Origin of the sequence: Clostridium pasteurianum BC1 (assembly GCF_000389635.1) — a bacterium.
GTDB classification, from domain to species: Bacteria; Bacillota; Clostridia; order Clostridiales; family Clostridiaceae; genus Clostridium_I; species Clostridium_I pasteurianum_A.
Window position 1 is genome coordinate 4,415,207 of record NC_021182.1, and the last position, 21,090, is coordinate 4,436,296.

Sequence of the window (21,090 nt, forward strand, 5' to 3'; positions counted from 1 at the left end):
GTCAGTATTCTAGTCTATTTTGACTTACTATTTATTTTCATATGCTTAAAGCATTTTCAATATCAGCTATTATATCTTCTATATCTTCAATTCCAACAGACATTCTCAAAAGATCATCATAAACTCCCATTTGAAGCTTTTCTTCCTCTGTATTTCCTGCACAGATAGTAGAAGAGGGATGAATGACTAATGTCTTTGTATCTCCTATATTAGTTAAATTTGATATAAGCTTTAGATTGTTTACAAATTTAAATGCATTTTCTTTTGTTCCAAGTCTAAATGTTAAAACTCCGCTAGCGCCTCTTTCATAGTACTTCTCAGCTAAACTATAATATTCTGAGCCTTTAAGCTTAGGATAATTTACAGAGACAACTTTTTTATTTCCACTTAAATATTCAGCTACAGCCATAGCATTCTTGCAGTGTTCCTTCATTCTAAGTGACAGAGTCTCAATTCCTGTAAGATTTAAAAATGCATTAACTGGAGACAAGGCTGCACCTAGATCTCTACCTACAGTAGCTCTAAGCTTTGCTGTAAATGCCATTTTACCAAACTTTTTAGAAAAATCTTTAAAGTTTTTAAATTTCTCATCACTGTATTTATTACTGCCACCATCTACTATAATTCCACCAATAGAATTTGAAGTACCATTTATATATTTAGAAGTAGAATGTATAACTATGTCTGCCCCATGTTCCAATGGTTTTATAAGATATGGAGTAGTTACTGTAGAATCAACTATTAAAATTACATTATTATCCTTACAGACTTTTGAAACTGAATCTATATCCAAAATATCAAGCTTTGGATTACCTATTGTTTCTGCAAATACTAATTTTGTATTGTCTGTTATATTTTCCTTTAGTGTTTCTTCATTTATACTATCTAAAAATTTAACGCTTACACCAAAAGACTTTAAATTTCTCATTAAAGTATATGTTCCACCAAAAAGACCACTGGAAGCAATTATCTCGTCTCCTGTTTCCACTATATTTGTAATAGCTAAATATATTGCACTCATGCCTGAAGCTGCTGAAGTAGCCACCATACCACCTTCTATACTGGCAATTCTTCTTTCAAAAGCAGTAACTGTAGGATTGGAGATTCTTGTATAAGCATAACCCATACTATTTCCCATTAATATACTTTCGAGCTTTTCAGCCGAATCATGAGCATATGCATTGGAAAGATATATTGGAGTATTAGTAGCTCCTATTTCATCTTTTTTACGATTACCGTGAATAAGTTTGGTATTAAAATTCATATACAACCTCCGCCATAAGCCTAGTTTTAATCGAATATATTATATGACTATATTCTATAACAAAATCGTGTAGATAAAATAAAGATTTTGTTAAATTAACTTAACTTGAATACATTATATAACAAAATTGTGTAGATAAAATAAAGATTTTGTTGAAAATAATAGTAATGTTTTCCTTATTTTTTCTCTACTATAAGCAAATTATATCCATCATAATTAGTATCAATATCTACTATTCTATGTCCTTCTTTTTCTACACTTTTAGGCACATTATCTATAGGAGCTCCATCATCTAAATAAAATCCTCTTTTTTCTCCAGATTTTATTTTTGCCAACTCAACCTTAACTTTTACAAAGTTTATAGGACATTTTACTCCTCTAAAGTCAATCACTTCATATGAATTTTCTTGCTTATCTTCTAAGTTTTTCTTAGTTTCTTCTTTTTCAACTTCTTTTGGAAGAGTTATATGCAATTGTCCGTCTAATGAGTCATACATAGCTCTTACCTTATTGTACAAATATGATATATCCTCTGCTTTATCAGCTATGTTCTTTATATCGCCTAATTTAAAATCTATAAGTGTATCAAATAAATCCCCTATTTCAGCTTTTACATATCCTGTATCAACAAAATCTTTCTTAAAAGCTTTGAAAATTTCTCTATCCTTATTTGTATCTACTCCATTTAAAACAAGAAGTGCTCTAGCTGAAGATACTGCTGAAGAATACAAATCAGCATTTTCTTTAGTGGTCTTATATTTTTCAAGAGCCCCTTCTGCATTTGCAAGATCAAGCTTTATAACATCAACAACTCCTGTACTACACTCACCTGCACCTCTTCCTTCTAAGGTAAATTTATTGCAGGCTCCAAAATCATAGTAGAGGTCAGCATTTTCAGCAAAACTTTCTAAAGTACTATATTCTTTTACTAATTTTTTAATCTCTTCTTTGCTGTTATCTAAAAATTCATCAAAATTCTCATAGGAAGATTTACTTTTCAATTCTGCTAATTTGTAGAGATATTTAGGAACTTTTTTAGCTAGTATGTCTCCATAAACCTCACCCATTTTTGCACCACCAGCACCAACTTTTCCTCCAAGGAAAATTGTATACATTGGTATAAGTCCATCTTCAGTTCTTTTTGCTCTTCCACTTAGACCTATCTTTCCCTTTTCATGTACTGCACAAGAATTTGGACATCCTGATATATATATTCTTGGTAAAGCATATTTTATATCGTCACTGGCATCCTTAAATTCCTCTTTAATTCCCTTTAAAAGATTTTGTGAAAGACAAAGTCCCAATTGACAAGTAGAAGCTCCTGCACAGGTTATGGAATTATCTATATTAAATCTGGATGTAAATTGAAGAATTATATCCGATAATTTAGCTACATCCTTTTCCTTTAAATCTCTTACAAAGAATGCCTGAGTATTTGTCACTCTTATGGAAGTGCCATAGTCTAAGGTATTTATAAAATTTATAACCTTATCTAAATTTTCTGAAGCCAGATTACCACTTTGCGGATGTACATATACAGAATAAAGGCCCTTCTGTTTCTGTGGGAATATTATATTCTTAAGTGGTTTATCTATAGTTTCTATATTATCAGTGTCATATTTCTCATAAGGTTCATCTATATTGATTTCAAGATTATTTTCTTTCCTTACTCTTGCCAATTCCTCTTCAAAACGCTGAATAAATTTTTCTTTTCCAAGTCTTGCAACTATGTATCTTATTCTAGCTTTATTTTTATTGGATCTATCCCCTTCTTTTTCAAAAAGCTCCTTCATTCCCTGAACGTAATATATTACATCCTTATCCTCAATAAAATCTGCCAATTTCAGAGATACTCTAGGATTACCTCCGAAACCGCCGCCGCCATAGACTTCAAACCCTTTTTTGCCATCCTGTACTTTAGCTATAAAACCAAGATCTGATATGGTAGCATCAGCTTCATCCACTGGACTGTTTGAAAAAGCTAATTTGTATTTTCTTGGAAGATTCATATTTGAAGGATCTTTTATTAAATGATTAGTTACCTCTCTCACATATGGAGTTACATCAAATACATCATCTGTTGAAACACCTGAAAGTGCTGCACATTGCACATTTCTTACAGTATTTCCTCCAGTACCCTTTGTAATTATTCCAACTTCTATAAGCTGTTTCATAATGTCATAGACATCTTCAAGTTTTACATTATGAAATTGAAGATCCTGTCTTGATGTAATATGCATTCTTCCATTTGCATACTCTTTTGCAATATCATTTATTGTCTGAAGCTGCTGAAGAGTTATAACTCCTCCCGGAACTCTGGTTCTAACCATATAAGTTTCTTTTTCTCTCTGCTCATAAACTCCCATTGAAACTCTGAAAGCTTTAAATCTAAGTGGATCTATGTCACCATTTTTATACTGATCTGCTTTTTCTTTAAAATCTTCAATAGCCTTAAAGTTATCTTCAGTTATCTGTATCACTCATATCACCCCATACAATTATTTTAAATTTCTAAATAATTTCATATTGAATCTTTTCCACATTACCCTTTTCTATTTTAAAAAGATTAAAAACTGGTACTTCCTTTTCCAATGACAAAATTCCATAAATGGCCTTTGGGTCATAGGCAAGTCTCTTATCCTCTTCCGAAGGACGTGAAGGTGTATATGGATGAGAATGATAATTCCCTATTAGCTCCATATTCTCTTCTCTTATAGCTTTCACAGCTTTAAACTGATCCTTTGGATCCATGGAAAAATGTTCACTGCTGGCATCTATATTGGTCATTGCATATGCTGTTTTTATAAATAAATCCTGATCTTTTTTATTTCCTGCAAGAAATCCACAACATTCATTTGGAAATTCTTTTTTGGCCTGCTCTATAATTTTTTCATACTCTTTTTTTTCTATATAAATCATATAATCACCCGCTTGAGTCATATTCAAATAAATAACCAGTCAAAATGCTAGACTATTTATTCTCACATGCCTAAATTTCCTGTTTTTAAATCACACGCTGGTTTAGCATAATCAATTAACGTATCAATTGTTGGATTGTCACCACATACTCCACATCTCTTATTATAATTTATTTTTATCTTTTTAAACTCCATTTTTAATGCATCATAAGTTAAAAGATACCCTGCTAAAGTTTCCCCAAGTCCAAGTAAATATTTAATTGCCTCCATTGCCTGAAGTGTTCCAATTATTCCACCCATAGCACCTATTACACCAGCCTCTCTACAAGTTGGTACAACTCCCTCTGGTGGTGGTGATTGGAAAATACATCTATAGCAAGGTGTTCCGTTATCAGGTATATAGGTTGTAAGTTGTCCCTGGAATCTTATTATACCTGCATGAGAAAATGGTTTCTTAGCAAGCACACAAGCATCATTTATTAAAAATTTTGCTGGAAAATTATCTGTACCATCTAATATAAAATCATAATCCTGATCTTTTATTATATCCATTATATTTTCTGAAGTGGCAAATTCGTTATATGTAATTACCTTCACATCCGGATTTATGGCATTAATGGTCTCTTTACCAGATTCAGCCTTTAATTTACCAACATCTGCAGTTTGGTGAATTATCTGTCTCTGTAAATTGGAAAGATCTACAGCGTCTCCATCTACAAGACCAATAGTACCTATTCCTGCTGCTGCCAAATACATAGCTGCCGGTGCTCCAAGTCCACCAGTTCCTATTATAAGAACCTTTGAATTAAGTAATTTTTCCTGGCCTTCAACTCCAACTTCAGATAAAATTATGTGCCTTGAATATCTCTCTATTTGCTCTTCACTAAAATCCACAGCTTCCACCTCCCATGAAGTAAAGGAATTCAATTTCATCATTCTCTTTAAGTACTGTGGTATCAAATTTATCTCTTTCTGCAAATTCTCCATTTAATTGTACTGATACCATATCAGGCATTTCTACATTTTCAATTTTTAATATTTCCGTTACTGTTACTGCATCCTTTATTTCTTTGACTTCACCATTTACTTTAATTTTCATGATTGTCCTCCTCATTATAATAACTATATATTTTAAATTTAACACCTAGCATTTTGGCATATATAATTTATTTTCATATGCTTATTCTCTAAGCAGATTTTCAATTGCCATAGCAGCAGCCCCTGCCGAAATTGCATTTTCTTTAAAGTAACCGCCTCTATTGAAAAAAATGTTACTATGCTTACTTAAATAACATTTTTGTTTTGCTGTAGCCACACTAATTTTATAAAACAACTCTGACACCATTATAAGTGGTCCACTTAAAATAATTAATTCTGGATTTAATAAATTTATAAAATTTGATAATCCTGTTCCAAATATCTCTGCTGCTTTTTTTATTACCTCTTCTGATACATTATCTCCATTTTGTGCTGCCAAACTTATGTCAATATAATTAATATCATCTATAGATTTTTGTATTTTAGTACTTTCACCCATTGCAATTCTTTTTTTAAAATTTTTTGTAATGGATTTTATGGAAGAGTAGCATTCAACACAACCATAATTTCCACAAATGCATTTTTCACCGTCTACATCTATTACCATATGAGCGAAAGCATCCTCTGCATCATTAATTGTTCTCACTATATTACCATCAGATATGGCCCCTGTTCTTATACCTATACCAAAGTTAAAATATGCAATATTTTTTAAATTTTTTCCATATCCAAACAAATATTCTACTGTGACTGCTGCATTTGCACCATTATCCATATACACTTCTAAATTCAAATTTTTCTGCAGCATTTCTTTTATAGGAGTACCTGTCCATCCCTTTGACATAAAGTTAGCCGGACTTTTCATTATCCCCTTGTAGATATCCATTGGCCCTACTGTACCAAGTCCTACCGCAATTAATTCTTTATTCATTAATTCAGCCATATGAATTGCATTTTTGCAGATATCTGTTATCCTATCAACTGTTTTCTCTGGAGAATATGAACTATCCATACTAAAACGTTCTTTGTGAATTATATTAAGTTTAAAATCAGCAAAAATAACCTGTGTATAAATTCTAGAAATATCTATGCCAATAAACGCATAATCTGTCATGTTTACATCATATAAACTAGGTCTTCTTCCCCCTGTGGATTCACCTATACTTGCTTCAACAATTAATTTTTCATCAATAATAGGTTTAATTATGCGGTTTAAGGTCGTCAATTTTAGTTTAGTTAAATCCATAATTTGCGCCTTTGTTAATGGACCGTTTTTCTGGAGAATACTGAAAATATTTTTTCCATCTCTATTCATGTTTTTTAATGTATCAATAACTTTTGTCATTTATAAACTCCTTAACCTATTGTTCTTTCCAAAATGGTAAAAAGTTTTTACAAAAATTGCAGGTTAATAAATTATTTATCAACCTTAATTCAATACCAAGTATTCTACTTTGTTTATATGGTTTTACTATATTACTGTTAATTTTAATTTATATTAGTAAATATGTCAATGGTTTTTATAAAAAATTCTAAATTTATATTTTAAATTTCAACAAAAATTTTATTTTACAAAATTATTATCTATAATTTTCCATTACTCTTATATTCTATTAAAATATCCATTATTTCTTTTTGTATAGACTCTTTATTATCATAAGATAATCTGTTTATAAAATTCGAATATATTACATGCCTATAAAATTCACTCCGCCTTTTGCTATCTTTTAAAATAGCAAAAGCCTCTTTTCTTATCTGTCCCATAATATCTAAAAATATTTCATATCTATCGTCATAAATCTCTTCTAAATCTTCTCTTATTTTCTTTGCAAGCATTGGACTTTTACCATTAGTAGATACTGCTATTGTCAAATCTCCTCTTCTAATCTTAGATGGAACTATAAAATTACAAATATCAGGTTCATCAACTACATTTACAAGAATGTTCTTTTCATTGCACTGCTTATATATTTTGTTATTTATATTTTTTTCGTTAGTAGCAGCATAGACAAGATACAAATCTGAAATATATTTAAAATCATAATTATCTTCCAAATATATTACTTTATTTTCATTTACCAATATTTCGATATCTTGTATTATCTCTCTAGATATAACTAAAACCTCAGCTCCACATTCTAATAAGGCAGTTATCTTTCTATATGCAACCTTACCTCCCCCAATAACTCCACATTTTTTACTTTTTACATTTAACATTATTGGATAATATTCATTCATAATAATTACACCCTTTTCTATTATATATTATTACTTATTACACTGCCATCTATAAATATTGGTATATTGATTAATCTATATTATCATAAACAGATTTCTAAGTATCGGTTTGTGATACTTAGAATCGATTGCCATTTAGTGGAAATCATTATACTAATGTTAATTATTCTTAACAAATGTTATTTTCTCATTAAATTGTATTATAATAAAATTAAACTATGATTGTATAATAAATTTAACAATATTAGATTTATTATTACAAATTTTTCATACAATATTAGATTTATTAAATTTCTATTTATTGATGGGGGTGTAATTTTGAAAAAAGTAGAAGGATGTATTTTTCACCTTGACTACATTTTAAATTATTCTAAAAATTCAATTGGATTAAAAGATCTTAAAAGATTTTTAATTAATCTAAGAATGTCCGACATGAAATTAGCTGTTATTTCTAACAATAATAATTTATTGGATATTGTAAAAATTCTAAAAATTGAAGATTTCTTTGACGTCATCTCAGATAACAATTTGGATTCTGATTTTAAGCCTTTGCTTCTTAAAGCTGCTGAAAACCTTAATATTGCACCTGAAAACTGCGTTGTATTTGACAGTGAAATAGATGGATTAAATGAAGCAAAACTGCTTAACATGACAGCTATAGGAATAGGAATCAATATAGAAACAAATATGGCAGATAGAATAATACCAAATCTTTCTGATGTAAATTCATCAATATTAAATTTTAGTTAGCCATATGTTATTCTATTTTTTATATTATTATTTATTACAGTTTTAAATTAAAACAAAAAAGACTATCTGAAAATTTTATTTTTAGATAGTCTTTCTTTTGTTTTATAAGCTATTTTTCTTTAAGTATTCTGTTATAAAATTGTCTATATCTCCATCCATTACTGAATCAATATTACCCATTTCAACGCCAGTTCTATGATCCTTTACCATAGTATATGGTTGAAAAACATAAGATCGTATTTGGCTTCCAAATCCATTGTCCTTTAGTTCACCAGTTAAATCTTCTATCTTTTCTTTATGAGCTCTTTCTTTTAATTCAACAAGCTTAGCTTTAAGCATAGTCATAGCTGATTCTTTATTAGAATGTTGACTTCTTTCATTTTGACATTGAACTACTATTCCTGTAGGGATATGGGTTATTCTTATAGCAGATTCAGTTTTATTTACATGCTGTCCACCAGCTCCACTGGATCTATAGGTGTCTATTCTTAAATCATCTGTTTTTATATCAATATCCTGACTTTCTGTAAGTTCAGGTAAAACTTCTACAGAAGCAAAAGAAGTTTGCCTCTTACCATTTGCATTAAAGGGCGATATTCTTACAAGTCTATGGATTCCCTTCTCTGCCTTTAGATACCCATATGCAAATTCTCCTGTTATCTTTAGCGTAACGCTTTTAATACCTGCCTCATCTCCAGGCAATAAGTCTAAAGTTTCAACTTTAAAATTTTTTGACTCCGCCCAGCGCGTGTACATCCTAAGAAGCATTTCTGTCCAATCCTGAGCATCTGTACCACCTGCACCAGTATGCAAATCCAATATGGCATTATTCCTGTCATATTCACCAGAGAGGAGGATTTCTATCCTAAATTTATCTATTGATAAATTTAATTCTTTAATTTCAGAAACTATTTCATCTAAAACGGCTTCATCCTCTTCTTCCTGGCACATTTCTATTAAAACTTTAACATCATCCAATTTTTGCTCTAAAGAATTGACTAACTCAACTCTATCTTTCAATCCTTTAGCTTCTTGAGCTATTTCCTGAGCTCTTTTCATATCATCCCAGAAACCTGGCTCCTGCATAATATTCTCTAATTCTTCTATTTTTACTTGCATTAAAGGCAGGTCAAAGTGAATCCCTTATTTCCTGTATTCCCTCTTCAAGTATTTTTGTATCACTTAAGCACTCATCAAGCTTTATAAACACTGTAATCACATCCTATCTATGCTCTTCTTCCACAACAATTTTTATATTTTTTACCAGATCCACAAGGACAAGGATCATTTCTTCCAACTTTTTCTTCTTTCCTTCTTATAGGTTCTCTCACTTCTTCTGTATCACCATGATTTGTAGTAGTTGGTCTAATCACTCTTAATCTTTCAGGAGCTCTTTCAACTTGAACACGATATAAATATTTTACTGTTTCAACTTTAATGTTATAAATCATCTCATCAAACATTTGACTTCCTTCAAACTGGTAAGCCTGAACAGGATCCTGCTGTCTATACGCTCTAAGTCCCATACCTTGCTTTAAATGATCCATATTATCAATATGATCCATCCACTTTGTGTCTACTACTCTTAGAAGAATTACTCTTTCTATATCTCTCATTTGCTCAGATCCAAAGTTTTCTTCTTTTTCAGTGTATATATCCATAGCCGTCTGCAAAAGCTTTTCTTTAATTTCTTCATTAGACATTACTTTTAATTCGTCAACTGTAATCTTACTCTTTGGTAAATAGATATCCTCTAAAAATTCAATTAAGTGTGATAAATCTTCTTCTATATTTTCTTCTATATCTGTTAAATGTGAATCTACAGAAGTATAGACAAGATCTTTAATCATAGCTTGAATCTGGGATTTCATGTCTTCACCTTCAAGCACCTGTGCTCTTTGCTTATACATAATCTCTCTCTGCTGATTCATTACGTCATCATATTTTAACAAAGTTTTTCTTATATCAAAATTATTGCCTTCAACTTTTTTCTGTGCATTTTCTATGGCATTACTTACCATTTTACTTTCAATTGCTTCATCATCTTGTAATCCAAGTCTATCGACCATGCCACTTAATTTATCTGATCCAAATATTCTCATAAGATCGTCTTCTAATGATACATAGAATCTTGAACTTCCTGGATCTCCTTGACGTCCAGAACGACCTCTCAATTGATTATCAATACGTCTTGACTCATGTCTTTCTGTACCAATTATTTTAAGTCCGCCAAACTCCACAACATCATCACCAAGTTTAATATCCGTACCACGGCCTGCCATATTGGTAGCTATAGTTATACTGCCTTTTTCACCTGCACGGGATATAATTTCAGCTTCCTTTTCATGATATTTAGCATTAAGTACTTGATGCCGTATGCCTTTTCTTTTCAAAAGTTCAGAAAGTACTTCTGATTTTTCTATACTTACGGTACCTACAAGTACCGGCTGACCATTTTTATTAGTTTCTACTATTTCGTCAACTATAGCATTAAACTTTCCCATTTCTGTTTTATAAACTAGATCAGGAAAATCTTTTCTTGCAATACCTCTATGTGTTGGTACAACAATTACATCTAAGCCATATATTTCTCTAAATTCTACTTCCTCAGTCAATGCAGTACCAGTCATACCAGAAAGCTTATTATACAATCTAAAATAATTTTGGAATGTAATAGTAGCAAGAGTCTTTGATTCCTTTTGAACCTTTACTGATTCCTTTGCTTCAATTGCCTGATGAAGACCATCGCTATACCTTCTGCCTTCCATAAGTCTTCCAGTAAACTCATCCACTATGATTACTTCTCCATCTTTCACCATATAGTCTTTATCTTTTTTCATCATGTAATTAGCTTTTAATGCTTGTGATAGATGGTGTTGAATTTCCATATTTTCAGAATCTGCATAATTTTCTAAATCAAAAAACTTTTCTGCTTTTTCCACTCCTGAGTCATTTAATATTACAGAATTAGACTTTTCGTCTACTGTATAGTCTTCCTTCTTAAGGGTTTTAGCAAAACCATCTGCTACTTTATAGAATTCAGTTGATTTATCTCCCTCACCAGAAATTATAAGAGGAGTTCTAGATTCATCTATTAAAATAGAGTCAACTTCATCCACAATAGAATAATTTAGTGGTCTTTGAACCCTTTCCTCTTTATATATAACCATGTTGTCTCTTAAATAATCAAATCCAAATTCATTATTAGTTCCATAGGTTATGTCTGAGCAATAAGCTTCTTTCCTCTCATCCTGATTTAAATTATGAAGGATAACTCCTACGCTTAGGCCAAGAAATTCATAAACCTTTCCCATCCACTCTTTATCTCTCTTTGCAAGATAATCATTTACAGTTACTATATGTACACCCTTACCACTTAATGCATTCAAATATGAAGGCAATGTAGCAACTAATGTTTTACCTTCACCAGTTTTCATTTCAGAAATTCTTCCTTGATGAAGCACAATACCACCAATAAGCTGTTCTCTAAAATGCTTCATACCAAGTACTCTATAAGATGCCTCTCTCACTACTGCAAAAGCCTCTGGAAGTATATCATCTAATGTTTCTCCATTGTTAAGTCTATTTTTAAACTCTTCTGTTTTTTCTTTAAGTTCATTATCATCTAAAACACTTGTTTTTTCATCAAAACTCTCTATTTTATCTACAATTGGAATAATTCTCTTTACTTCTCTTTCACTATAAGATCCAAATATTTTTCCTAAAATTCCCATCGAATTCATCCTCACTATGTTTTTATAAAATTAGGCATATGAAAATAAATAGTAAGTTAAAGATGCCACGTATATTTTGGATCATACAAGGAAACAGGTGACCAAGATAGTGAGCTATCTGAGGATTCTGTTGGCCCAGTAGGATTCATAATAGATTAGCATACTGACTAGTTATTTATTTGAATGTGCCTTATACAAAAGTATTATACCTAATAGATTATAACATCTAACTTATATTCCTTCAACTTATATAATGTTTATTTAAACTTTACATTAAAAGAGTGTAGATTTATAAATCCACACTCTTTTAATATATAAATTAAAATTCTGGCTCGATAAGACCATAATTACCATCTTTTCTCTTATAAACTACATTTACTTCACTTGAATCAGCATTTTGAAAAACAAAGAAACTATGCGCTAATAACTCCATCTGTAAAACAGCTTCTTCCTCTGACATTGGTTTTATGGCAAATCTTTTTGTCTTTACTATTGATGGTTCTTTTACTTCATCTTTATTATCTTGTTCAAAATCAGGTATAGATTGGAATCTTAAAGATGCACCATATTTTCTCTTTTCTAACTTAGTTTTTTGCTTTCTCACCTGTCTTTCCATTTTGTCTGCAACTAAATCTATGGCAGCATACATATCTGTATTAGACTCTTCACCTCTAAGTATAGCTCCTCCAAAAAGAATAGTCACTTCAACTATTTGCCTGTAATTTTCCACACTTAAAGTTGCATGAGCTGTTACATCAGGATTAAAGTACCTATCTAATTTTGTCAATTTCTTTTCAAGGGCACTTCTAAGACCATTTGTAACCTCTACATTTTTTCCGCTAATAGTTATTCTCATATTAACAGCTCCTCTCTAGAACCAATTGTTGAATTATATTCTTAGGATAATTATTCCTGTGATAATATTTTATTACTTTTTATATAAAGTATCAAGTATTAAAAGATAAATTGACAGAATATTATATAAATTTTTTATTAATACTCTTTTATATATACCTTATTATTATTTACAAAATATCTATGTTTAAAACCATAAAATAATTGTTATTTTTAATATATAATCATTTTAAACACATCTAAATGATTAGACCACAAAAGCTGTAAATTAAAATCTATCAATAAATTATCAAAATTTAGTTTTAAATTTTATAATTTTAATAAGAATTGATTTTCATCAAAAGAACACCCAATTTGGGTGTTCCTTTCAATTTCTATAATAGATTACTTAAACTTTTTTAATAATCTATTATATTTGTTTAGTAGCTTGTCTAAATTTTGACTTAAGTCTACTAATTCTGGATCAGTTAATTCTAATTTTTTATTCATTAACTGATGCATTAAAGTTCTTAATTCTTCAATTTTATTTAACATTATCTCTACTTCTGTCATAATATCCCTCCTTTCATTACCATATAATAACAAAATTCGCGGATATAAACATATTTTTTAAAATATTTATAAATAGAGCATATATAAAAAAAACACCGGCATTTTGCTGGTGTTAATTATTAACAAATATAGATATATTGAATTATTAGATAAATATAGCATTAAATAAAAAGGAGCCTTATCGTAGGCCCCTTAGGTTCATCTTTATGATTATTTAAACAACTCATTATTATTACCTTCATAGCAGTTTCCTTAATATTTACTCCCAGACAAATCGTCTTTGCCTTTTCCATAAATTTAATGTACCTTCTAGTTAACTATATGCTAACTAGGTCGGGAATAATGATTTTTAAATAAATATAGCAGTCTTAAAAAAGACTGCTAAACAGCACCATAAGTGCATTATTAAATTAGCTGACCTGGTCTTTGACCCCACACTCGCCTGCTGGAACTTTTGCTACCCGGAATTAACCTCTCACTAGTTGTTCTCTCGTTTTCACGGCAGGACTTACCTCTAAACCGCACCATGCTCATTAAACTTTGTTTAACTTACGTGGATCGCTTTGCCTGCGACTGGCATCGACTTTCAACCACAAACCTAACTTAATACTTAATATTATATACTAGTTTTAGCAGCAGTCAAGACGCTAACCTTTTTTGCTCCATTGTTAAGTATTTCCTGAGCACAATAATAGGAAGTAGCACCTGTAGTTATAACATCATCAATAATTAAAATATTTTTATTTAAAATTATATTGGGATTTTTTATTTTAAAGGATGAAGATAGATTTTTCCATCTTGACTCACCATCCAATCCAATTTGATCTTTAGTTTCTTTTACTTTTCCAAGGCAGTCTATCAGTTCTACATGAAGTTTTTCACTTATAACCTTAGCTAAAATTCTACTCTGATTATATCCTCTTTTCTTCACAGCTTTTTTAGTCATGGGCACAAAAGTCACGCCCTCAAATTTAATAGCATTCTCTTCTATGACCTTTACCATAAAACTTCCTATGATATCCGCACAGGCAAAATCACTTTTATATTTAAGCCTTAAAATTAATTTAGCCATGATATTAGAGTAATAAGACACGCTATAACAAATTATTTCACTATTTGCCCTTTCAATTCTTATAATATCCTTACAAAATTTAATTTTTTTTCTACATTCATCACATATATTTATTTCTTCCACATAAGCCCCACATACTGTGCACTTATATTCCCCACAGTATACTATGCTCAGTATACAATCCAATAAATATTTTATATACTTAATAATCCATCTTCCCATGCTTTTTTGTTGAAGTTTCGAGTTATAGCCTTAGCTTTTTCAATTTCATAATTTTCTTCCTTGGCTAAAAATATAACTTCTCCCCGACTTCCTATATCTCCTTCTCCTGTTCTACCACAAAAGTATACTAATTTTTTATAATTAAATTCACTATTATCTGCAAATAAAACTATTATATTCATACTGCCATTATTGCAAATGCTATCAAAATCATCTGTTACAATTATCCCACCCTCATATTTATGGAGCTCATTTATTTTACTTGTATTGTTTTCGTACTTGGAATGATATGTTATATTATGAGTAAGCATTTCACAATACTTAAATACATAGGATGTAACATTAAATATGTTTACACTATTTGGTAAAATCATAGCTACTCTTCTACCTATATTTATTGACCATTTTATATATTCGTATACAACAAAGGGCATATCTTTATTTATATCAATTCTTGTGGTTATGACTCTAGGCTCAACTAAAGGCATTTTATTATACTTAGCAGGCAAAAGGATCTCTTTTCCCTTGTTAAAGATATCATCAATAGAATATGCTATAAGCTTTCCATGTCCATTGCAGCATTTATTCATAATATCTATTATTTCATATTTAGAATATAGTGGGTAGCTTCTAATATCATCATAAATTACTAAATCAAATTTATCTTTAATCAGTATAGACTTTTTATAATTACAGAAGACTAAAGAAGAATTTGTCATAGTTACACTATTTCTAATATAAGTATATTTTCTGAACTTAGTATTATTTCTAAAGTATTTAATTATTTGAATATTTTTTTCATATTCACCAGTTATGTATAGTACCTTTTTTTCATCATTTATGAATTCCATTATTGTCTTAATAAATATAAGAGATGTATTATACGGAGGCGCTACAACGCTTAAAAAATTTTTTCTTCCGAGACTCCAATTTAAAATAGCATTACTGATTTTTATTTCTTCTATGCTGAGATTATTTAAATTATTAGTATTCATAACTATGCCTCCCATACTCATCATATTATTTTCAATGATGATATAATAGAATTCAATTTTTCCAATACAAATAATATATTTATTTGTATTTTATTATATTACATTTCTATTGTATTATATCTATAATTCTCCACTTAAGACCGGAATATCTATCAAAGCTTTTATTATTATTTATCATAAATTGTATTGCCTTTTGGTTACCTACAAGAACTACTAGCTTTTTAGCCCTAGTTATACCCGTATATAATAAATTTCTATTCATAAGCAGCGGTGGTCCCATAAACACGGGCATTACCACTACTGGAAATTCGCTTCCCTGACTTTTATGTATTGTAATAGCGTATGCAAGGTCTAACTCCTCTAAATACATGTCTTCGTAGACTACTTTTCTCTCGTTATCAAATATTACAACAGGATTATTTTTATCATCAATATCTTCAATAAATCCTACATCTCCATTGAATACACCTTCTCCTTCTTTTTCCCCAATACCTGCAACTCTAGTCCATTTCAATGTATAATTATTTTTAATCTGCATAACCTTATCACCAGTTCTAAATATTATGTCTCTGGATTTAATTTCTTTTTTTCCTTCTTCATTGGGATTTAAAACCTGTTGAATACTATTATTTAAGTTTGATACTCCTAGAAGTCCCTTTCTCATAGGTGAAAGAACTTGAATATGATGTTTACTATGCCATTTTGTATTAAACTTAGGTAGACGTTTATGTATAAGCTCTATAACAGTATTAAGTATATTCTCATTTCCATCCCTGCTTATAAAATAAAAATCCTTATCTTTTTTATTCAAAATTGGCATTTCTCCGCTATTAATTTTGTGTGCATTTACTATAATCATACTCTCTTTGGCTTGCCTAAATATATCTTTTAACCTCACTACTTTTATAACTCCACTTTCTATTACATCTTTTAGCACATTACCTGGTCCTACAGAAGGCAATTGATCAACATCTCCAACGATTATAAGCCTTGTGCCCATTCCTATGGCTTTAAGGAGATTATTCATTAATACAATATCAATCATAGATGCTTCATCAACTATAATTACATCACATTCTAAAGGACATTCCTCTTTTTTAAAAAATGTCATTTGCTCATCGTTTCCAACTCCCAGCTCCAATAATCTATGTATTGTCTTTGCTTCCCTTCCCGAGGCTTCTGACATTCTTTTGGCAGCTCTACCTGTTGGTGCAGCCATAAATACTCTTAAAGATTCCTTTTCAAATATATGAGTTATACAATTTATGATAGTAGTTTTACCCGTGCCAGGACCACCAGTAATCACTTCAACTCCATTTTCAAACGCACCTCTTATAGCTTCTTTCTGTGTTAACGCAAAATCTATAGAATTCAAATTTTCAAACTCTTCTATTTTGCTATCTATATCAATTTTAATATCATCGTATTTATTGGTAGCCAAAGTTATTATTTTTTTAGTCACACCTAATTCACAATAGTAATAGGGCATAGTAAATACACAATTTTCATTATCAATTATCTCAATTTTTATTTTCTGTTCTAGAGTACATTCATATATATTTTTTTCTATATTTGCTTTTTCTGCTGAAAGCATATCCATGGCTTGTTTAATTAATTTTTCTATAGGCATATAGGTATTTCCCATAGCACAAAATTCATTTACAATATAGTTTATTCCACTTTGTATTCTAAAAGGAGAGTCTGCTTCTATACCTAAACTCCTTGCAATTTTATCTGCACTTTTAAATCCGATACCAGCTATATCCTCTGTTAACATATAGGGATTTTCTTTAACAACCTTTATAGATTCTGATCCATATTTCTTATATATTTTTACACATTGGTTAGGAGTTATTCCATAAGTCTGTAAAAAAACCATTATATTTCTTATTTCTCTTTGTGTAGAATAAGATTCATATATAATTTTTATTTTTTTATCTCCTATACCCTCTATTTCACTAAGTCTATCTATATCATTATCCAATATTTCAAGAGTCTTCTCACCAAATTTATCAACTATTTTCTTTGCTGTTACAGGACCAATTCCAGCTATAACTCCGGAAGATAAATATTTCTCTATTCCAATTTTAGAATCTGGTACTACTTCTTCACAGGCAATAACTTTTAATTGTCTTCCAAACTGTGGATGCTTAACCCATTCTCCCTGCAACTTTAATGATTGCCCCTCTATAATATATGGTATACACCCTACTATGGTATGCCTTATATCTTTTTCTTTAACGTGAGCTACAACATACCCATTTTCTTCATTTTTAAAAACTATATCTTCAACAATGCAGTTTAATTGGGACATAAAATCTCTCCTACTATCAACAAATCTTATCCAGTTACAATTATTATCTATAATGCTTAATATAAAAATTATATCATACTAAATATGCCCATTACAAAATATTTAATTACACCTGAAGTTCTATGAAAATTTATAGTGATATTATAGGCTTTATATGCCTAATTACAAATAATGTTCATTATACAACATTACTCTATACAGAGAACATTGTTATTATTTACATAAATATTACATTAAATACTGTATTTAATGTATAATCTAATAACTAAAATTCAACAAATAATTGGGGCATGAAAATAGGGAGCTTATTCAAGCTCCCTATTTTAACTAACTTTAAAACATTATATTTTAGATATTAAATTTTAAAGTAACTTTATATATATTTTTTTATTTCATCTACTTTATCAAGTTTCTCCCATGGTACATCTATATCTGTTCTACCAAAATGTCCATAAGCTGCTACTTGTTTATATATCGGTCTTCTTAAATCTAAATCCCTTATTATAGCGGCAGGTCTCAAATCAAATACTTTTTCAACAATTTCAACAATCTTATCTTCAGAAATTTTTCCAGTTCCAAAGGTATCAATAGAAATTGATACAGGCTTTGCAACACCTATTGCATAAGCAAGTTGTATTTCAAGTTTATCAGCAATACCAGCTGCAACCAAATTTTTAGCAACCCATCTACTAGCATAAGCTGCTGATCTATCAACCTTAGTTGGATCTTTGCCAGAGAATGCTCCACCACCATGTCTACCATATCCACCATAAGTATCTACTATTATTTTTCTACCAGTAAGTCCTGAATCTCCTTGAGGTCCACCTACAACAAATCTTCCGGTAGGATTGATAAAATACTTTGTATTTTCATCTAAAAGTTCAGCAGGAACAACTGGCTTTATAACATTCTCAATAAGATCTTTTGCAATATCTTCCTGTGAAACTTCTGGGCTATGCTGAGTTGATATAACAATAGCATCTATTCTTACTGGTTTGTTATCTTCATATTCAACTGTCACCTGAGTTTTTCCATCTGGTCTTAAATAAGCTAATTTCCCATTTTTTCTAACTTCAGTTAGCCTTCTTGAGAGCTTATGAGCTAAAGCTATAGGCATAGGCATGTATTCTGGAGTTTCATTTGTTGCAAAACCAAACATCATACCTTGATCTCCTGCGCCAACAGCCTCTAATTTGTCCATTTCTCCCTTTCTTGATTCTAATGCTTCATCTACACCTTGAGCTATATCAGCAGATTGTTCGTCAATTGAGGTAACCACTGCGCATGTATCACAATCAAAGCCAAATTTTGCTCTAGTATATCCTATTTCTCTTATTGTTTCTCTAACAACTTTAGGTATATCAACATAACATTTTGTTGATATTTCTCCCATTACATTAACTATACCTGTAGTAACTGTTGTTTCGCAAGCCACTCTTCCATATGGATCCTGTGCAAGTATAGCATCTAATACTCCATCAGATATCTGGTCACATATTTTATCTGGATGTCCTTCAGTTACCGATTCAGAAGTAAATAATTTTCTCACTGTACTTTCCCCCTTGTCATATAAAAAACTAAAGTCTCTTCTTAAATAAGAAGAGACTATTTTTGCAAATCTCTCTTATCTTGCAGAAATCTATCTGCGGGAATTGGCACCTTAATGTGAAAATAACACACTGGTTGCCGGGTTTCATAGGGCCATTTCCCTCCACCTCTCTCGATAAGAGTCTAAAATTCATTATACAATTAAATTTAAACTGCAATGTTATAGTAACATAGTATTTATCACTAGTCAATATGTATAAAATAAAAAGACACCTATGTGTCTTTTGGTGGAGGAAGATGGATTCGAACCATCGAAAGCTGAGCTAACAGATTTACAGTCTGCCCCCTTTGGCCACTCGGGAATTCCTCCAAAATTGGTGCTGGCAATAGGAATTGAACCCATAACCTACTGATTACAAGTCAGTTGCTCTACCAATTGAGCTATGCCAGCCTATGTAATTATATAAAAATGGTGGGCACTACAGGGCTCGAACCTGTGACCCTCTGCTTGTAAGGCAGATGCTCTCCCAGCTGAGCTAAGCGCCCATTTTTTGGTGGAGGAAGATGGATTCGAACCATCGAAAGCTGAGCTAACAGATTTACAGTCTGCCCCCTTTGGCCGCTCGGGAATTCCTCCACGCTATAAGTACTATTTGGATAATGCTCTAAGAATCAAGCGCATCAACAAGGAATATTATATAATTCTAAGAATGAATTTTCAAATTGTAAATCGGGATAAATATCATGATTTTATCTATATATCTCGCCATACGTCCATTTTTCTCACTTATATGCATAAACTCACATTTTCTATTTAATTATTAGTTTTAATAATGCGCTTACCCATTACCAAGGGCCTATAAAATTCTATAAGAAATTATTAAAGTCAATTATTTATACTATCCAAATTAATGAACCTTGATGCAATATTTTCAACATTATTGAAATCCTTATTATTAAGTTTTCTTTTTAAAAGTTGCATAGCATCTGAAATTCCTTTTTTTTCATTACCATTGTTTATATCATTTTTCAGTTCACTTACATCACTGGACGAAAGATTTTTACTTATAGATAAAATTTTTATTTTATCTGAAAAAGTGAGTTCACTTGCTATTTTTTCTTTAGAGACCTTAAATACTGAAATATCACTTCTATCATCAAGCTGATTTTTCTCTTCTGAACTATAAGAAGATAAATCATTTTCTCTACTTACATTTTCTTTTTCTATATCTCCTGCTTTACTTTCATTTTGGTAATTTGAATCTTGGTAAACTTGTTTATTACTATCTTCATCCTTAGGTACCTCTACATTACTAGATTTAATTGAATTTTTATTGCTATTTACCCTTTCCTGTGAGGAATCCTTTTTAATATTATTAGAAGTATCTATATTGGGGTTGTTTTCCACTTTACTATTATTTAAAATCAAAGTTTTATTATCCTCAGTATCTATTCCCTTACTGAAACTAAAGGTTAAAAGCATAATGATTACAGTTACCATCGCAAGCATTATTACCACAATACTCAATTTCTTTTTATTCACACAAATCCCTCCAATATCTATTAATTATTTCATCAAAAAAGTTTTTT

The 21,090-nt window shown here is 30.5% G+C and carries 18 protein-coding genes, 4 tRNA genes and 1 riboswitch; of the genes, 1 reads left to right on the plus strand and 21 read right to left on the minus strand.

Translation table 11 applies throughout. The features are described from left to right. Window positions 1-37: 37 nt before the first annotated feature. The 7 genes from CLOPA_RS20490 to CLOPA_RS20520 form a co-directional block, all read right to left on the minus strand. Window positions 38-1,264 (minus strand): O-acetylhomoserine aminocarboxypropyltransferase/cysteine synthase family protein, encoded by a 1,227-nt coding sequence (locus CLOPA_RS20490; protein ID WP_015617340.1) that lies wholly within the window; start codon window positions 1,262-1,264, stop codon window positions 38-40. A 176-nt stretch (window positions 1,265-1,440) separates the two neighbouring features. Beyond that, window positions 1,441-3,744, minus strand: coding sequence for a sulfurtransferase TusA family protein (locus CLOPA_RS20495; RefSeq protein WP_015617341.1), 2,304 nt, complete (start codon window positions 3,742-3,744; stop codon window positions 1,441-1,443). A 31-nt stretch (window positions 3,745-3,775) separates the two neighbouring features. Beyond that, complete coding sequence (locus CLOPA_RS20500) at window positions 3,776-4,183, minus strand: M67 family metallopeptidase (RefSeq protein ID WP_041711019.1); 408 nt, start codon at window positions 4,181-4,183, stop codon at window positions 3,776-3,778. A gap of 62 nt (window positions 4,184-4,245) precedes the next feature. Beyond that, entirely contained in the window at window positions 4,246-5,076 is an 831-nt protein-coding gene (locus tag CLOPA_RS20505; protein WP_015617343.1) for a HesA/MoeB/ThiF family protein, read from the minus strand. Then, window positions 5,066-5,281, minus strand: coding sequence for a sulfur carrier protein ThiS (gene thiS / locus CLOPA_RS20510; RefSeq protein ID WP_015617344.1), 216 nt, complete (start codon window positions 5,279-5,281; stop codon window positions 5,066-5,068). Before thiS ends, CLOPA_RS20505 begins: the two co-directional genes overlap by 11 nt. Before the next feature lie 81 nt (window positions 5,282-5,362). Then, window positions 5,363-6,565 carry an ROK family transcriptional regulator gene (locus tag CLOPA_RS20515; protein ID WP_015617345.1) on the minus strand — a complete coding sequence of 401 codons (1,203 nt, stop codon included), beginning with the start codon at window positions 6,563-6,565 and terminating at the stop codon, window positions 5,363-5,365. Window positions 6,566-6,804: 239 nt separating this feature from the next. Beyond that, complete coding sequence (locus CLOPA_RS20520; RefSeq protein ID WP_015617346.1) at window positions 6,805-7,458, minus strand: precorrin-2 dehydrogenase/sirohydrochlorin ferrochelatase family protein; 654 nt, start codon at window positions 7,456-7,458, stop codon at window positions 6,805-6,807. 318 nt (window positions 7,459-7,776) lie between these two features. Between CLOPA_RS20520 and CLOPA_RS20525 the strand changes: the two genes are divergently transcribed. Next, window positions 7,777-8,208 carry an HAD hydrolase-like protein gene (locus CLOPA_RS20525; protein ID WP_041711021.1) on the plus strand — a complete coding sequence of 144 codons (432 nt, stop codon included), beginning with the start codon at window positions 7,777-7,779 and terminating at the stop codon, window positions 8,206-8,208. A 102-nt stretch (window positions 8,209-8,310) separates the two neighbouring features. On the opposite strand, the gene prfB is transcribed toward CLOPA_RS20525, so the two are convergent. From prfB to CLOPA_RS20590, 14 genes are all read right to left on the minus strand, one after another. Beyond that, window positions 8,311-9,418, minus strand: a protein-coding gene (gene prfB, locus CLOPA_RS20530; RefSeq protein ID WP_242834241.1) for a peptide chain release factor 2 whose coding sequence is annotated in 2 segments (ribosomal slippage) — window positions 8,311-9,339 and window positions 9,341-9,418 — 1,107 coding nt in all. Because the reading frame shifts where the segments join, the coding sequence is not laid out codon by codon here. A 16-nt stretch (window positions 9,419-9,434) separates the two neighbouring features. Further along, window positions 9,435-11,942: a preprotein translocase subunit SecA gene (gene secA / locus CLOPA_RS20535; protein WP_015617348.1), complete on the minus strand. Its 2,508-nt coding sequence runs from the start codon at window positions 11,940-11,942 to the stop codon at window positions 9,435-9,437. 319 nt (window positions 11,943-12,261) lie between these two features. Next, on the minus strand, window positions 12,262-12,798 hold the full coding sequence (gene hpf, locus CLOPA_RS20540; RefSeq protein WP_015617349.1) for a ribosome hibernation-promoting factor, HPF/YfiA family: 537 nt from the start codon (window positions 12,796-12,798) through the stop codon (window positions 12,262-12,264). 383 nt (window positions 12,799-13,181) lie between these two features. After that, window positions 13,182-13,349 (minus strand): aspartyl-phosphate phosphatase Spo0E family protein, encoded by a 168-nt coding sequence (locus tag CLOPA_RS20545; RefSeq protein WP_015617350.1) that lies wholly within the window; start codon window positions 13,347-13,349, stop codon window positions 13,182-13,184. 161 nt (window positions 13,350-13,510) lie between these two features. Continuing rightward, on the minus strand, window positions 13,511-13,642 hold the full coding sequence (locus CLOPA_RS26580) for a hypothetical protein (protein WP_015617351.1): 132 nt from the start codon (window positions 13,640-13,642) through the stop codon (window positions 13,511-13,513). Window positions 13,643-13,965: 323 nt separating this feature from the next. After that, window positions 13,966-14,544, minus strand: coding sequence for a ComF family protein (locus CLOPA_RS20550; RefSeq protein ID WP_242834242.1), 579 nt, complete (start codon window positions 14,542-14,544; stop codon window positions 13,966-13,968). 71 nt (window positions 14,545-14,615) lie between these two features. Continuing rightward, window positions 14,616-15,638, minus strand: a complete 1,023-nt coding sequence (locus tag CLOPA_RS20555; protein ID WP_015617353.1) for a hypothetical protein — start codon at window positions 15,636-15,638, stop codon at window positions 14,616-14,618. A 106-nt stretch (window positions 15,639-15,744) separates the two neighbouring features. Beyond that, complete coding sequence (gene recD2 / locus CLOPA_RS20560; protein ID WP_015617354.1) at window positions 15,745-17,952, minus strand: SF1B family DNA helicase RecD2; 2,208 nt, start codon at window positions 17,950-17,952, stop codon at window positions 15,745-15,747. A gap of 373 nt (window positions 17,953-18,325) precedes the next feature. Continuing rightward, window positions 18,326-19,501 carry a methionine adenosyltransferase gene (gene metK / locus CLOPA_RS20565; protein WP_015617355.1) on the minus strand — a complete coding sequence of 392 codons (1,176 nt, stop codon included), beginning with the start codon at window positions 19,499-19,501 and terminating at the stop codon, window positions 18,326-18,328. Window positions 19,502-19,573: 72 nt separating this feature from the next. Then, a riboswitch (SAM riboswitch) is annotated at window positions 19,574-19,682 on the minus strand. A gap of 103 nt (window positions 19,683-19,785) precedes the next feature. Next, window positions 19,786-19,870 (minus strand) — tRNA-Tyr (locus tag CLOPA_RS20570). Between the two features lie 5 nt (window positions 19,871-19,875). Continuing rightward, window positions 19,876-19,951 (minus strand) — tRNA-Thr (locus tag CLOPA_RS20575). Window positions 19,952-19,970: 19 nt separating this feature from the next. Further along, a tRNA-Val gene (locus CLOPA_RS20580) sits at window positions 19,971-20,046 on the minus strand. A gap of 6 nt (window positions 20,047-20,052) precedes the next feature. Beyond that, window positions 20,053-20,137 (minus strand) — tRNA-Tyr (locus CLOPA_RS20585). A 249-nt stretch (window positions 20,138-20,386) separates the two neighbouring features. Continuing rightward, window positions 20,387-21,043 (minus strand): hypothetical protein, encoded by a 657-nt coding sequence (locus CLOPA_RS20590; protein WP_015617356.1) that lies wholly within the window; start codon window positions 21,041-21,043, stop codon window positions 20,387-20,389. Between the last annotated feature and the right edge of the window lie 47 nt (window positions 21,044-21,090).